The 15,313-nt window shown below is 70.2% G+C and carries 13 protein-coding genes; 11 read left to right on the forward strand and 2 right to left on the reverse strand.

The window, feature by feature from the left end; all coding sequences use genetic code 11:
* Positions 1–55 precede the first annotated feature (55 nt).
* From ilvD to ilvC, 4 genes are read left to right on the forward strand one after another with little or no spacing between them, the layout of a single operon-like run.
* Complete coding sequence (gene ilvD / locus HNO83_RS14645; protein WP_175338256.1) at positions 56–1,750, forward strand: dihydroxy-acid dehydratase; 1,695 nt, start codon at positions 56–58, stop codon at positions 1,748–1,750.
* A gap of 54 nt (positions 1,751–1,804) precedes the next feature.
* Positions 1,805–3,610 carry an acetolactate synthase large subunit gene (locus HNO83_RS14650; protein WP_175338312.1) on the forward strand — a complete coding sequence of 602 codons (1,806 nt, stop codon included), beginning with the start codon at positions 1,805–1,807 and terminating at the stop codon, positions 3,608–3,610.
* 2 nt (positions 3,611–3,612) lie between these two features.
* Positions 3,613–4,122: an acetolactate synthase small subunit gene (gene ilvN / locus HNO83_RS14655; RefSeq protein WP_064108653.1), complete on the forward strand. Its 510-nt coding sequence runs from the start codon at positions 3,613–3,615 to the stop codon at positions 4,120–4,122.
* A 35-nt stretch (positions 4,123–4,157) separates the two neighbouring features.
* The gene (gene ilvC / locus HNO83_RS14660; protein ID WP_175338257.1) at positions 4,158–5,186 is read left to right on the forward strand and encodes a ketol-acid reductoisomerase; all 1,029 of its coding nucleotides are present in this window, start codon (positions 4,158–4,160) and stop codon (positions 5,184–5,186) included.
* A gap of 94 nt (positions 5,187–5,280) precedes the next feature.
* Here ilvC and HNO83_RS14665 read toward each other — a convergent pair whose 3' ends face one another.
* Positions 5,281–5,661 carry a DoxX family protein gene (locus HNO83_RS14665; protein ID WP_175338258.1) on the reverse strand — a complete coding sequence of 127 codons (381 nt, stop codon included), beginning with the start codon at positions 5,659–5,661 and terminating at the stop codon, positions 5,281–5,283.
* A gap of 153 nt (positions 5,662–5,814) precedes the next feature.
* Between HNO83_RS14665 and serA the strand changes: the two genes are divergently transcribed.
* Positions 5,815–7,407, forward strand: coding sequence for a phosphoglycerate dehydrogenase (gene serA / locus HNO83_RS14670; RefSeq protein WP_175338259.1), 1,593 nt, complete (start codon positions 5,815–5,817; stop codon positions 7,405–7,407).
* Between the two features lie 69 nt (positions 7,408–7,476).
* Here the strand turns inward: serA and HNO83_RS14675 are convergent, their stop codons facing one another.
* Positions 7,477–8,073, reverse strand: a complete 597-nt coding sequence (locus HNO83_RS14675) for a TetR family transcriptional regulator (protein WP_249776750.1) — start codon at positions 8,071–8,073, stop codon at positions 7,477–7,479.
* Positions 8,074–8,124: 51 nt separating this feature from the next.
* Here HNO83_RS14675 and HNO83_RS14680 point away from each other — a divergent pair, with 51 nt between their 5' ends.
* From HNO83_RS14680 to gltX, 6 genes are all read left to right on the forward strand, one after another.
* A complete protein-coding gene (locus HNO83_RS14680; RefSeq protein ID WP_175338260.1) occupies positions 8,125–9,651 on the forward strand; it encodes an MFS transporter in 1,527 nt (508 codons plus the stop codon).
* A gap of 70 nt (positions 9,652–9,721) precedes the next feature.
* Entirely contained in the window at positions 9,722–10,777 is a 1,056-nt protein-coding gene (locus tag HNO83_RS14685) for a 3-isopropylmalate dehydrogenase (RefSeq protein WP_175338261.1), read from the forward strand.
* 24 nt (positions 10,778–10,801) lie between these two features.
* Positions 10,802–11,932: a branched-chain amino acid aminotransferase gene (locus tag HNO83_RS14690; RefSeq protein WP_175338262.1), complete on the forward strand. Its 1,131-nt coding sequence runs from the start codon at positions 10,802–10,804 to the stop codon at positions 11,930–11,932.
* Positions 11,933–12,039: 107 nt separating this feature from the next.
* On the forward strand, positions 12,040–12,921 hold the full coding sequence (locus HNO83_RS14695; RefSeq protein WP_349627222.1) for a ketopantoate reductase family protein: 882 nt from the start codon (positions 12,040–12,042) through the stop codon (positions 12,919–12,921).
* Positions 12,922–12,965: 44 nt separating this feature from the next.
* A complete protein-coding gene (locus HNO83_RS14700; RefSeq protein WP_175338263.1) occupies positions 12,966–13,751 on the forward strand; it encodes a fumarylacetoacetate hydrolase family protein in 786 nt (261 codons plus the stop codon).
* Positions 13,752–13,790: 39 nt separating this feature from the next.
* Entirely contained in the window at positions 13,791–15,308 is a 1,518-nt protein-coding gene (gene gltX, locus HNO83_RS14705) for a glutamate--tRNA ligase (RefSeq protein WP_175338264.1), read from the forward strand.
* Positions 15,309–15,313 lie beyond the last annotated feature (5 nt).

The following is a 15,313-nucleotide window of genomic DNA, read 5'->3' on the forward strand; positions in this document are numbered from 1 at the left end:
CACAGGTCCCGGGCACATGGTCCGAGCGGCATTCGAGACGTCCTAGAGTTGTCACATGCCAGAAGTCGATTGGAAGCCGCGTTCGCGCGTCGTCACGGACGGGATCGAAGCCACCACCAGCCGCGGGATGCTCCGCGCCGTCGGAATGGGCGATGAAGACTGGGAGAAGCCGCAGATCGGCATCGCCTCGTCCTGGAACGAGATCACCCCGTGCAACCTCTCGCTCGACCGCCTCGCGCAGGGCGCGAAGGAGGGCGTGCACGCCGGCGGCGGGTATCCGCTCCAGTTCGGCACCATCTCCGTCTCCGACGGCATCTCGATGGGCCACGAGGGCATGCACTTCTCGCTCGTCTCGCGTGAGGTCATCGCCGACTCCGTCGAGACGGTGATGATGGCCGAGCGCCTCGACGGCACCGTCCTGCTCGCCGGCTGCGACAAGTCGCTCCCCGGCATGCTCATGGCGGCCGCGCGGCTCGACCTCTCGGCCGTCTTCCTCTACGCCGGCTCGATCGCGCCGGGCTGGGTGAAGCTCTCCGACGGTACGGAGAAAGACGTGACGATCATCGACTCGTTCGAGGCGGTCGGCGCGTGCAAGGCCGGCAAGATGAGCGAAGAAGACCTCAAGCGCATCGAGTGCGCGATCGCCCCCGGCGAGGGCGCCTGCGGCGGCATGTACACCGCCAACACGATGGCCTCCGTCGCCGAGGCGCTCGGCATGAGCCTCCCCGGCTCCGCCGCTCCGCCCTCGGCCGACCGCCGCCGCGACTACTACGCGCACCGTTCGGGCGAGGCCGTGGTGAACCTGCTCAAGAAGGGCATCACCGCGCGCGACATCCTCACCAAGGAGGCGTTCGAGAACGCCATCGCCGTCGCCATGGCGTTCGGCGGCTCCACCAACGTCGTGCTGCACCTGCTCGCGATCGCGCACGAGGCCGAGGTCGACCTGACGATCGACGACTTCAACCGGATCGGCGACAAGGTGCCGCACATCGGCGACCTGAAGCCGTTCGGCAAGTACGTGATGAACGACGTCGACCGTCACGGCGGCGTCCCCGTCGTCATGAAGGCGCTGCTCGACGCGGGCCTGCTGCACGGCGACTGCCTCACGGTCACCGGCAAGACGGTCGCCGAGAACCTGGCCGAGATCAACCCGCCCGCGCCGGACGGCGAGGTCATGCGGTCGCTCGACAACCCGATCCACCCGACCGGCGGCATCACCATCCTCAAGGGCTCCATGGCTCCGGAGGGCGCGGTCGTCAAGACGGCCGGCTTCGACGCCTCGGTATTCGAGGGCCCCGCACGCGTGTTCGAGCGCGAGCGCGCGGCGATGGACGCCCTCACCGAGGGCACCATCAAGGCCGGCGACGTGGTGGTCATCCGCTACGAGGGCCCCAAGGGCGGCCCGGGAATGCGCGAGATGCTGGCCATCACCGCCGCCATCAAGGGCGCAGGCCTCGGCAAGGATGTACTACTATTGACGGACGGACGATTCTCAGGCGGCACAACCGGCCTGTGCATCGGCCACATAGCACCCGAAGCGGTGGACGCAGGTCCCATCGCCTTCGTGCGCGATGGTGATCTGATACGGGTCGATATCGCGGCTCGCTCCCTCGACCTACTTGTCGACGAGTCCGAGCTGACCGCCCGCCGTGAAGGCTGGGCGCCTCTTCCTCCGCGCTATACCCGTGGCGTTCTCGCGAAGTTCTCCAAACTCGTGCGCTCCGCAGCCGAAGGAGCCGTCACCGGCTGAGGCGCGGCTTCCGCACCCCAATCCACCGTTCGTACGTAAGGACTGATGACAGGCATGTCCACGGATGCAACCCCCAGTACTGTGTTGCCGTCCGCGACGCCGGGCAAGGCGTCGCCCGAGAACCTGACCGGCTCCCAGTCGGTCGTCCGCACCCTCGAGCTCCTCGGCGTCACCGACGTCTTCGGGCTGCCGGGTGGTGCGATCCTCCCCATCTACGACGCGATCATGGACTCGTCCAAGATCCGTCACATCCTGGTCCGCCACGAGCAGGGAGGCGGCCACGCGGCCGAGGGCTACGCGGTCGCGAGCAACAAGGTCGGCGTCGCCATGGCGACCTCCGGCCCCGGCGCGACCAACCTGGTCACCGCCATCATGGACGCGCACATGGACTCCGTGCCCGTCGTCTTCATCACCGGCCAGGTGTTCTCCACCCTGATGGGCACAGACGCGTTCCAGGAGGCCGACATCGTCGGCATCACCATGCCGATCACCAAGCACTCCTTCCTCGTGAAGAGCGTGGAGGAGATCCCGGCGACGATCGCGGCGGCGTACCACATCGCCGGCACCGGCCGTCCGGGTCCCGTCCTCGTCGACATCACGAAGGACGCGCAGCAGAACACCGCGCCTTTCGTCTGGCCGCCGAAGGTCGACCTTCCCGGCTACCGGCCGATCACCAAGGCCCACGGCAAGCAGGTCTTGGCAGCGGCCCAGCTGCTCGCCGAGGCCAAGAAGCCGGTCCTCTACGTCGGCGGCGGCGTCATCCGCTCGCGGGCATCGCAGGAGCTCCTCGAGCTCGCCGAGGCGACCGGTGCGCCCGTTGTCACCACGCTGACCGCGCGCGGCGCCTTCCCCGACACGCACAAGCAGCACCTCGGCATGCCGGGCATGCACGGCACCGTGCCCGCGGTGCTGTCGCTCCAGGAGGCCGACCTGCTGGTGTCGCTCGGCGCCCGGTTCGACGACCGCGTGACCGGCAACACGGCGCTGTTCGCCCCCAACGCGAAGATCGTGCACGTCGACGTCGACCCCGCCGAGATCTCCAAGATCCGCGTCGCCGACGTCCCCATAGTCGGCGATGCCAAGGACGTCATCGTCGATCTGACCGCGGCGTACCAGGACGCGACGAGGTCCGGCAAGCCCGAGCTGGTCGAGTGGTGGACCTACCTCAACGGGCTCCGCGAGGAGTTCCCGCTCGGGTACACGCCCACCACCGACGGGCTGCTCGCGCCGCAGTACGTCATCCAGCGCATCGGCGAGCTGACCGGACCGGAGGGCGTCTACACCGCCGGCGTCGGCCAGCACCAGATGTGGGCCGCTCAATTCATCAAGTACGAGCGTCCGAACTCGTGGCTCAACTCCGGCGGCGCCGGAACGATGGGCTACTCGGTGCCTGCCGCGATGGGCGCCAAGGTGGCCCAGCCGGATCGCACCGTGTGGGCGATCGACGGGGACGGCTGCTTCCAGATGACCAATCAGGAGCTCGCCACCTGCACGATCAACGACATCCCGATCAAGGTCGCGATCATCAACAATTCGTCGCTCGGCATGGTGCGGCAGTGGCAGACCCTCTTCTATGACGGCCGCTACTCCAACACCGACCTCAACACGGGCCACGACACCGTCCGCGTCCCCGACTTCGTGAAGCTGGCCGAGGCGTACGGAGCCCTCGGCATCCGCGTCACGAAAGAAGAAGAGGTCGACGCCGCGATCAAGCTCGCGCTGGAGACCAACGACCGCCCCGTGGTGATCGACTTCGTCGTGAGCGCAGACGCGATGGTGTGGCCGATGGTGCCGCAGGGCGTGAGCAACAGCTACGTCCAGTACGCCCGCGACCACAGTCCGTCCTTCGGAGGGGAGTGACCATGAGCACGCACGTTCTGAGCCTCCTCGTCGAGGACAAGCCCGGTCTGCTGACCCGCGTGGCGGGGCTGTTCGCCCGCCGCGGCTTCAACATCCACTCGCTCGCGGTGGGCACGAGCGAGGTCGACGGCCTCTCCCGCATCACCGTGGTCGTGGATGTCGAAGACCTCCCGCTCGAGCAGGTGACGAAGCAGCTGAACAAGCTCATCAACGTCATCAAGATCGTGGAGCTCGACCCCGCGCAGTCGGTGCAGCGCGAGCACCTGCTGATCAAGGTGCGCGTGGACAACTCCACCCGCTCGCAGGTGCTGGAGGCGGTCAACCTCTTCCGCGCCCGGGTGGTGGACGTGGCGACCGACGCCCTCGTCATCGAGGTCACCGGCGACAGCGGAAAGACGCAGGCGCTGCTCAAGGTGCTCGAGCCCTACGGCATCAAGGAGATGGCCCAGTCGGGCCTGCTCGCGATCGGCCGTGGCGGCAAGTCCATCACCGAGCGCGTCTTCAAGAACTAAGAACGTCCCCGAACCAATCAGCAAGGAGAAGCCAAGTGGCTGAGATCTACTACGACAACGACGCGGACCTCTCGATCATCCAGAACAAGAAGGTCGCGGTCATCGGCTACGGCTCGCAGGGCCACGCCCACGCGCAGAACCTGCGCGACTCGGGCGTCGAGGTCGTCATCGGCCTCAAGGAGGGCTCGAAGTCGAGGCCGAAGGCCGAGGAGGCGGGCTTCCGCGTCCTGAGCGCGGCCGACGCGGCCGCCTGGGCCGACGTCATCGTCATCCTCGCGCCGGACCAGGTGCAGCGCCACCTCTACGCCGACGACATCCAGGGCAACCTGCAGGAGGGCAACGCCCTCGTCTTCGGCCACGGGTTCAACATCCGCTTCGGCTACATCGAGGCGCCCGAGGGCGTCGACGTGATCATGGTCGCCCCGAAGGGCCCGGGCCACACGGTCCGCCGCGAGTACGAGGCCGGCCGTGGCGTCCCCGTCATCGTCGCGGTCGAGAAGGACGCGACCGGGAACGCCTGGCCGCTCGTCCTCTCGTACGCGAAGGGCATCGGGGGCCTGCGCGCCGGCGGCATCAAGACCACCTTCACCGAGGAGACCGAGACCGACCTGTTCGGCGAGCAGGCCGTCCTCTGCGGCGGCGTCTCGCAGCTCGTCCAGTACGGCTTCGAGACCCTGACCGAGGCCGGCTACCAGCCGCAGGTCGCCTACTTCGAGGTGCTGCACGAGCTCAAGCTCATCGTCGACCTGATGTGGGAGGGCGGCATCGCCAAGCAGCGCTGGAGCGTCTCCGACACGGCCGAGTACGGCGACTACGTCTCCGGCCCGCGCGTCATCGACCCGCACGTCAAGGAGAACATGAAGGCCGTTCTCTCCGACATCCAGGACGGCACCTTCGCCAAGCGCTTCATCGCCGACCAGGACGCGGGCGCGCCGGAGTTCCTCGCCCTCCGCAAGAAGGGCGAGCAGCACCCCATCGAGGCCACGGGCCGCGAGCTGCGCAAGCTCTTCGCCTGGAACGCCTCCAACGACGACGACTACGTCGATGGCGAGGTCGCTCGCTGAGCCCGACCGTCACGGTCACCGTGCCCTGATCTCCGGGGTGCCGCACGCGTCGCGCGCGGCACCCCGGAGATCGCGCCACACGCGCTGGGCGTTGCTACAGCGCGCACACCACGCACAGGGCGATCAGCACCACCTGCAGGAGCGCCCGCGGCACCAGCGGTGTGGCGAACACTCCGAACCGCTCCGTCTTGCCCGCGGCGTACGCGTTCGCCGGGAAGACGGCGACGAGGAACACGACAAGGCAGACCGCGGCGGCCACCCGCGTCGCCGGGACCAGCAGCCCGATCCCTCCCGCCACCTCGCAGACGCCCGTGAACGCCACGAGCGCGCGCGGCGGGACCACCCGCACGGCCGGCGGGATCATCGCGGCCATGCCGCGCGCCGGACCCGGGACGAAGTGCAGGACCCCCATCCCCACGAAGACGAGGGCGAGCGCGATGCGCAGGACGAGCTGGACGATCTCGAACGGGGTCACCCGTCCATCCTCTCCCGGCCCGTCCGCCTCCGCTCCCGTAACGCGGCGAAAAGCCCGCTTGACGCCCCGCTAGAGTTAAGCCGTTCGGCGCCCCACCGACCGTGGCGCACTTCATCCCAAGCCAGCCCTCGCACCACCGTAAGGATCTGCCACGTGACAAAGCCGGTCGTCCTGATCGCCGAAGAACTCTCGCCCGCCACCGTCGACGCCCTCGGGCCCGACTTCGAGATCCGCTCGGTGGACGGCACCGACCGGCCGGCGCTGCTCTCCGCCGTCGCCGACGCGGACGCCATCCTGGTGCGGTCCGCCACGAAGGTCGACGCCGAGGTCATCGCCGCCGCACCCGTGCTCAAGGTCATCGCCCGCGCCGGTGTCGGACTCGACAACGTCGACATCAAGGCGGCGACCAACGCCGGGGTCATGGTCGTGAACGCGCCGACCTCCAACATCATCTCGGCCGCCGAGCTCACGGTCGGCCACATCCTGAGCCTCGCCCGCCACATCCCGGCCGCGCACAACGCGCTCGCGCAGGGGCAGTGGAAGCGGTCGAAGTACACCGGCGTCGAGCTGTACGAGAAGACCGTCGGCATCATCGGCCTGGGCCGCATCGGCGCGCTCATCACGGCGCGGCTGCAGTCGTTCGGCACCAATGTCATCGCCTACGACCCGTACGTGACCAGCGCCCGCGCGCAGCAGCTCGGCGTCCAGCTGGTGACGCTCGATGAGCTGCTCGCGCAGGCCGACTTCGTCACCATCCACATGCCGAAGACGCCGGAGACGACCGGCATGATCTCCGACGACCAGCTGGCGCTGATGAAGGACACCGCGTTCATCGTGAACGTCGCGCGCGGCGGCCTCATCGACGAGGACGCGCTCTACCGTGCCCTCACCACCGGCACGATCGCGGGCGCCGGACTCGACGTGTTCGTCTCCGAGCCGCCGCAGGACTCGCCGCTGCTCGCCCTCGAGAACGTCGTGGTCACCCCGCACCTCGGCGCCTCCACCGACGAGGCGCAGGAGAAGGCGGGCGTCTCGGTCGCGCGCTCGGTGCGGCTCGCCCTCTCCGGCGAGCTCGTTCCGGACGCGGTCAACGTCGCGGGCGGCGTGATCGACCCCTACGTGCGTCCCGGCATCCCGCTCGTCGAGAAGCTCGGCCAGGTGTTCTCCGGCCTCGCCGCCAGCCCGGTCACCAGCGTCGACGTCGAGGTGCGCGGCGAGCTCGCCGACTACGACGTCAGCGTGCTGAAGCTCGCGGCGCTGAAGGGCATCTTCACCAACATCGTCAGCGAGACCGTCTCGTACGTGAACGCGCCGCTGCTCGCCGAGCAGCGCGGCGTCGAGGTCCGCCTCATCACCGACTCGGTCAGCGAGGAGTACCGCAACCTGATCACCCTGCGCGGCGCGCTGAGCGACGGCTCGCAGATCTCGGTGTCCGGCACGCTCACCGGACCGAAGCAGATCGAGAAGATCGTCGGCATCAACGGCTACGACGTGGAGGTCCCGGTCGCCGAGCACCTCGTCGTCATGGTCTACGACGACCGCCCCGGTATCGTCGCGGTGTACGGCCGCGAGTTCGGCGAGGCCGACATCAACATTGCCGGCATGCAGGTCGCCCGCACCTCCGCCGGCGGCAAGGCGCTCAGCGTCCTCACGGTCGATTCCCGCGTGCCGGACGGCCTGCTCGAGAAGGTGCGCCTGGCGATCGACGCCGACCTCATGCAGGAGATCGACATCACCGAGTCCTGACCCGCGACATTCCTGCCGAATGAGCGGAATGGCGCCGCCGTTCCGCACATTCGGCAGGAATGTGCGGGGTCAGCGGCCTTCCGCGAAGCGGCGGATGAGGGTCACGAGGTCGTCGATGTCGGTCTCGTCGCGCAGCACGTTGTTGGCGGCGGGCAGCAGGGCCGTGTTGTAGTACATCCCGTCGCCGATGAGCATGATGGTGCGCGCCACCAGCGGGTCGCCGACGGCCTCCTGGAGCACCTCCAGCCAGCGGCGCTGTGCGCTCGCGAGGGCGTCCCGCGCACGCGGGTCGGCAGCCTGCGCCAGCCGCGCGATGGCGACGATCGCCCGCTCGAACCGCGAATCGGTCGGGATGGACGTGCGCAGGAAGTAGTCCACCGGCCCGTCCTCGGCTTCCCGCATGCGGCGGATGTCGTCCTCGATCAGGTCAGAGAACCGGTCGAGGACACCGGAGGCGAGCGCCTCCTTCGACGCGAAGTGGTAGAGCAGGCCGCCCTTGGAGACGCCGGCCCGCGCGGCGACGGCGTCGAGGGTGGCGGCCCGCTCGCTCTGCTCCGCCAGGAGCTCCTCGTAGGCGTCGAGCACGCGGTCGCGCGCGGAGCTCTGGGCCGCACCCGGGGCGGGGGAGGAGGAGGGCGTGGACGCGGCGGGCGGCATGACGCCCATGGTAGCCGTATTCGCTTGCTACTGTACCGTCCAGACGGTACAGTAGTGCTCATGTCCTCGACCAGCACGCTCCCCGTCCCCGCCGTCGCCCGCGCCGGCGCCCGCGGCTGGGCGGCGCTGGCCGTTCTCATGCTCCCGACGCTGCTGGTGTCGGTCGACAACACGGTGCTGAGCTTCGCGCTGCCGTCCATCTCCGAAGCGCTGCGGCCCACCGCGATCGGGATGCTGTGGATCGTCGACGTGTACCCGCTCGTGCTCGCCGGGCTGCTCGTGGCGATGGGCAGCCTCGGCGACCGCATCGGCCGCCGCCGGCTGCTGCTCGTCGGCGCCACCGGGTTCGCCGCCGTGTCGGCCCTCGCCGCGTTCGCGCCGACCGCCGAGTGGCTCGTCGGCGCCCGCGCCGCTCTCGGTGTGTTCGGCGCGATGCTCATGCCCTCGACCCTGTCGCTGCTGCGCAGCGTCTTCCTCGACCGGGAGCAGCGGCGGCTCGCGATCGCCATCTGGGCCTCCGGATTCGCGGCCGGGTCGGCGCTCGGCCCGATCGTCGGCGGCGTGCTGCTCGAGCACTTCTGGTGGGGGTCGGTGTTCCTGCTCGCGGTGCCCGTCCTCATCCCGCTGCTGGTGCTGGCGCCGCTGCTGGTGAAGGAGTCGCGCGACCCGGCTCCCGGCCCGGTGGATGCCGTGGGCATCCTGCTCTCGCTGCTCACGATGGCGCCCGTCGTCTACGGGATCAAGGTGCTGGCGGTCGACGGCTTCTCGCCGGTCGCGGTGGCGGCTATCGTGCTGGGCGTCGCGTCGGGCGCTCTGTTCGTCCGGCGGCAGCTGCGCAGGCCCCAGCCCATGCTCGACATGCGCCTGTTCACGCGGCCGGCCTTCAGCGGGGCGATCGTGGTCAACCTGCTGAGCGTGATCTCGCTGGTGGGCTTCCTGTTCTTCGTGTCGCAGCACCTGCAGCTGGTGATAGGGCTGTCGCCCCTCCAGTCCGGCCTCGTGCTGCTGCCCGGGCTCGCCACGATGATCGTGGCCGGGCTCGTGGTGGTGCCCGTCGCACGGCGCATCCGGCCCGGTGTGGTCATCGCCGGAGGCCTGATGCTCTCGGCCGCCGGTTACCTCCTCGTGGCGCTGACCGGCGGCGGGGCGCCGTGGGCCGTCCTGCTCGCGTCGTTCGTGCTCCTGGGCGCGGGCATCGGGGCTGCGGAGACGGTCTCGAACGAGCTCGTCATCTCGACCGCCCCCGCGGCGAAGGCCGGTGCAGCGTCCGCCGTCTCCGAGACGGCCTACGAGCTGGGTGCGGTGCTCGGGACGGCGATCCTCGGCACCATCATCACCGCCTCCTACCGGGCGGCGCTCGTCGTGCCCGCGGGCCTTTCTGCCGGGCAGGCGGACGCCGCGGGGGAGACCCTGGGCGGCGCCGTGACGGTGGCGGGCTCGCTGCCCGGGCCGCTCGCGGAGCAGCTGCTGGAGTCGGCGCGGGCCGCGTTCGACAGCGGCGTCGGCGTCACGGCCGTGATCGGTGTGGGGCTGGTCGCGACGGCGGCGATCGTGGCGCTCGTCACGCTGCGGCACGTGCGCTCCTGACGCCGCGGCGTCGTGTGCGCGGCGATAGGGTTGCTGTACCGAATCGATCGCCGACCACCGCAGGAGTGCCATGTCCCGTTCCGTCAAGCTCGCCGTCATCCCGGGCGACGGGATCGGTCCAGAGGTCATCGCCGAAGCGGTCAAGGTGCTCGACGCGGCGACGTCAGGCAGCGGCCTGTCGTTCGAGAAGACGCACTTCTCGCTCGGCGCCGACCGCTACCTCGCCACCGGCGACGTGCTGACCGACGACGACCTGGCGGCGATCGCCGGCCACGACGCCATCCTGCTCGGCGCCGTCGGCGGCAAGCCCGGCGACCCGCGCCTCGCGGGCGCGAACATCGAGCGCGGGCTGCTGCTGAAGCTCCGGTTCTCCCTCGACCACTACGTCAACCTGCGGCCGACCACGCTCTTCCCGGGCATCGCGAGCCCGCTCGCCGCTCCGGGCGAGGTCGACTTCGTCGTGGTGCGCGAGGGCACGGAGGGGCCGTACGTCGGCAACGGCGGCGCCATCCGGCAGGGCACCCCCCACGAGATCGCCAACGAGGTCTCGGTCAACACCGCCTTCGGCGTCGAGCGCGTGGTCCGGTACGCCTTCGAGCAGGCCGAGCAGCGGCGCAAGAAGCTGACCCTCGTGCACAAGACCAACGTGCTGACCTTCGCCGGCGGGCTCTGGAAGCGGATCGTGGATGCGGTGGCGGCCGAGCACCCCGATGTGGCGGTCGACTACCTCCACGTCGATGCGGCGACGATCTTCCTGGTGACGGATCCTGCTAGATTCGATGTGATCGTCACGGACAACCTCTTCGGCGACATCCTCACCGACCTCGCGGCCGCGATCAGCGGCGGCATCGGGCTGGCGGCCTCGGGCAACATCAACCCGGCCGGGGCCTTCCCGAGCATGTTCGAGCCGGTTCACGGATCGGCTCCGGACATCGCCGGCCAGCAGAAGGCCGACCCCACCGCCGCGATCCTCTCCACGGCCCTCCTCCTCCGCCACCTCGGCGAGAGGGAGCTCGCCGGGCGGGTCGAGCAGGCGGTGACCGCCGACCTCGCCGCCCGCACGGGCGCGTCCCGCTCCACCTCGGAGATCGGGGACGCGATCGCCGCCCGGGTGGCGCAGAATTGATTCACCGTCGCGCAAAGGACTGACATGACCTCGACCAGCATCAACCTCACCACCGGACCCACCGAGACCTCGGGCCTGCTCTGGAACGTCACCCGCAACGAGGCGGCGCGCGATGCCGCCGCCCGGGCGGAGATCCTCGCCAACCCCGGTTTCGGCAACTACTTCACCGACCACATGGTCGACATCTGCTGGTCCGCGAAGGGCGGGTGGCACCGCCCTCGCGTCTCGCCGTACGGCCCGATCCAGCTCGAGCCCTCGGCCGCGGTGTTCCACTACGCGCAGGAGATCTTCGAGGGCCTCAAGGCGTACCGGCACGAGGACGGCTCGATCCGCACCTTCCGCCCGGAGGCCAACGCCGCCCGCATGCAGCGGTCGGCGTACCGCCTCGCGCTGCCCGAGCTGCCGGTCGAGCACTTCCTCGACTCGCTGAAGCAGCTCATCGCGGTCGACGGCGACTGGGTGCCGGAGGCGCCCGAGACGAGCCTCTACCTGCGCCCGTTCATGTTCGCCAAGGAGGCCTTCCTGGGGGTCCGCCCGGCCAATAAGGTCGCGTACTACCTCATCGCGAGCCCGGCGGGCGCCTACTTCCCGAGCGGCGTGGCCCCGGTGTCCATCTGGCTCTCCGACCGCTGGTCGCGCGCGGGCAAGGGCGGCACCGGCGCCGCCAAGACCGGCGGGAACTACGCGTCGAGCCTGCTGCCGCAGGCGGAGGCGTACGAGCACGGCTGCGCCCAGGTGCTCTTCCTCGACTCGGTGGAGGGCAAGTACCTCGAAGAGCTCGGCGGCATGAACGTCGTGCTCGTCTACAAGGACGGCACCCTCGTGACCCCGGAGTCGGACAGCATCCTCGAGGGCATCACGCTCGACTCCGTGCTGCAGCTCGCCCGCGACCGCGGCCACAAGGTCGAGCGCCGCAAGGTGACGATCGACGAGTGGCGCGACGGGGTGGAGTCCGGGGACATCGTCGAGGTGTTCGCCTGCGGCACCGCCGCGGTGATCACGCCGATCGGCGAGCTGAAGTCCGACACTTTCACGGTCGGCGACATCACCGCCCCTCCGGGCGAGCTCACCATGTCGCTGCGCCAGGAGCTGACCGACATCCAGTACGGCCGCGCCCACGACCGCCACAACTGGATGTACCGCCTCGACGCGTAGCCCGCGCGAGGTGCTCGTCGTTGCGCCCGACACCGCGCAGGGCGGAACAACGACGAGCACCTCGGCGGCGAACGCCGTGAGGCGCACGGGAGCGAGAGGAGCGACCGGTGACGGACGAGGATGACGAAGTGTTCGCGGTCGTCGGCCCGGGGGCGGTCGGCGGTCTGTTCGCCTGGCTGCTGCAGCGGGCCGGGCACGAGGTCGTCGCGGTGGGGAGGCCGGGCACCGTGGAGGCCATTCGCCGCGACGGCATCGAGGTGCGCAGCGAGCAATTCGGCGACGGCGTGCAGCGCATCCGGGCCGAGACCGAGGTGCCGGCGGGTGCACATGTGATCGTCGCGACCAAGGCCTACGGGCTGGCCGACGTGCTTCCCGGGATCGCCGCCGCACGGCCGGCGGAGGTCGTGTCGTTCCTCAACGGGATCGAGCACATGGCGCCGCTGCGCGACGCGCTTCCCGGGGTCCCGGTGGCGGGCGCGTCGGTCGCGGTGTCGGCGCTGCGCGCCTCCGCGACGGTGATCGACCACCGCAGCCCGTTCGTCCGGATCGAGGCGCCGGAGATTGCGGCGGAGTCCGCCGCCGTCCGAGCTCTGGCCGATGCCGGTCCGAGCGTGCGCATCGGCGGGACCGAGGCGGAGGTGCTCTGGGCCAAGTTCCGGCTGCTCGCCGCGCTCGCCCTGCTGACGTCGTATTGGCGTCAGCCGGCCGGTGCCGCCCTCAGCGAGGATCCCGAGCTCACCGAGGCGGTCGTGTCAGAGATCGTCGCCTGCTCGGCGGCCGAGGGCGTCCCCGTTGCGGAGCTCGACCTGGTGCGCGCGCTCCGCAGCGTCCCCGGCGGGATGCGCACGTCGCTGCAGGAGGACCTGGCCGCAGGCGCACCGAGCGAGCTCGACGCGCTCGGCGGCGCGCTGCTGCGCGTCGGGGAGCGGCACGGCATCCCGACCCCGGCCATCGCCCGGATCGTCGCGGCGCTGAGCGCGGCCGACTGAGCGCGGCCGACTGACCCCGCACCCGCAGCGGTAGGCTCGGACGCGTGAAGATCGCACGATTCAGCCACACCCGCGACGGCCAGTCCACCCCCGCCATCGACTACGGCATCGTCGACGAGGACGCCCTCGTCGTCCTCGCGGGCGACCCGATGTTCACCGGTTTCGACACGACGGGGGAGCGCATCCCGCTCGGCAAGGTCGGCTCGCTGCTCGCGCCGGTCATCCCGCGGTCGAAGGTCGTCGCGGTCGGCAAGAACTACCGCGAGCACGCCGCCGAGATGGGCGGCGAGGCGCCGGGGGAGCCGCTGCTGTTCCTGAAGCCGAACACCGCGGTCATCGGCCTTGGCGACGCGATCGTCGTCCCGCCGCAGTCCGAGCGGGTCGACTACGAGGGCGAGCTCGCCGTCGTCATCGGGAAGATCGCCCGCAACGTGCGGGCGGAGGACGCCGCGGAGCACATCTTCGGCTACACCGTCGCCAACGACGTCACCGCGCGCGACCTGCAGGAGAAGGACGGCCAGTGGACGCGCGCGAAGGGCTTCGACACCTTCTGCCCGCTCGGCCCCGTGATCGAGACCGAGCTCTCGCCCAGCGCGGTGCTCCGCACCCGCCTGAACGGCGAGCTCAAGCAGGAGGCGCCGATCTCGGACATGGTGCACGACATCCCGTCGATCATCGCCTACGCCTCCAGCGTCTTCACGCTGCTGCCGGGGGACGTCATCCTGACCGGGACGCCGTCCGGGATCGGCCCGATGAAGGCGGGCGACACGGTGGAGGTCGAGGTGGACGGCGTCGGCTCACTCGTCAACCCGGTGCGCGCCCCGAAGTAGTCCGGCCGGGAGCATCCCGGCCGGTAGAATCGCGGATGTATGTCTGACTCGATCGCTCATCCCTTCTCCACCGCCACGGGCGCCGACGTGCGCGTGCGGTTCTGCCCGTCCCCGACCGGCACGCCCCACGTCGGCCTGATCCGCACGGCGCTGTTCAACTGGGCGTACGCCCGGCACACCGGCGGCAAGCTGATCTTCCGCATCGAGGACACCGACGCCGCGCGTGACAGCGAGGAGAGCTACGAGATGATCCTCGACGCCCTCCGCTGGCTGCGGCTCGACTGGGACGAGGGCATCGACGTCGGCGGCCCCGACGGCCCGTATCGGCAGTCGCAGCGCTACGACATCTACCGCGCCCTGATCGCGCGGCTGGTCGAGTCGGGCCACATCTACGAGAGCTTCGCGACGGCCGAGGAGATCGAGGCGCGCAACGTCTCGCTCGGCCGCGACCCGAAGCTCGGCTACGACAACTTCGAGCGCGACCTGACCGACGAGCAGAAGGCCGCGTACCGCGCCGAGGGCCGACAGCCGGCGCTGCGCCTGCGCGTGCCGGACGACGACCTGAGCTTCGACGACCTCGTGCGCGGCGAGATCACCTTCAAGGCCGGGTCGTTCAGCGACTTCGTCGTGGTGCGCCCGAACGGTCACCCGCTGTACACGTTCGTGAACCCGGTCGACGATGCCCTCATGGGCATCACGCACGTGCTCCGCGGCGAGGACCTGCTGTCCTCCACCCCCCGGCAGATCGCGCTGTACCACGCGCTGATCGACGCCGGCGTGACCACGTTCGTGCCGCGCTTCGGCCACCTCCCGTACGTCATGGGCGAGGGCAACAAGAAGCTGTCGAAGCGCGACCCCGAGTCGAACCTGTTCCATCACCGCGACCGCGGGTTCATCCCCGAGGGCCTGGTGAACTACCTGGCCCTGCTCGGCTGGTCGCTCACCCACGACCGCGACATCTTCTCGCTGCCGGAGATGGTGGCCGCGTTCGACGTGAAGGATGTGAACCCCAACCCGGCGCGCTTCGACCTGAAGAAGGCGGAGTCGATCAACGGCGACCACATCCGGTTGCTGGATGTCGCCGACTTCGCCGAGCGCACCATCCCGTACCTGACCAGGGCCGGTGTGGTGCAGGAGCCGCTGACGCCCGCACAGCGCGAGGTGTTGGCGAAGGCCGCACCGCTGGTGCAGGAGCGTGTGCAACTGCTCGGCGAGACGCCGGGGATGCTCGGCTTCCTGTTCACCGACGCCGCCTCGCTGGTCGTCGAGGACGACGCGCGCGCGTCCCTGCCCGCGAACGCGGGCGAGGTGCTCGCCGCCTCCCTCGGCGCGCTCGAGCTCGTGCCCGAGTCGGAGTGGACGCACGACGCCATCGAGACCGCGCTGCGGGAGGCGCTCGTGGAGGGCCTCGGGCTGAAGCCGCGGGTCGCGTTCGGGCCGCTCCGGGTGGCGCTGTCGGGCCGCCGCGTGTCGCCTCCGCTGTTCGAGTCGATGGAGATCCTCGGCAAGCCCGAGACCATCGCCCGCCTCGACCGCCTGTCGGCGTCGCTCGGGTAACGGCC

The sequence above is a fragment of the Leifsonia sp. C5G2 genome (assembly GCF_013359685.1).
Classification (GTDB): Bacteria; Actinomycetota; Actinomycetes; order Actinomycetales; family Microbacteriaceae; genus Leifsonia.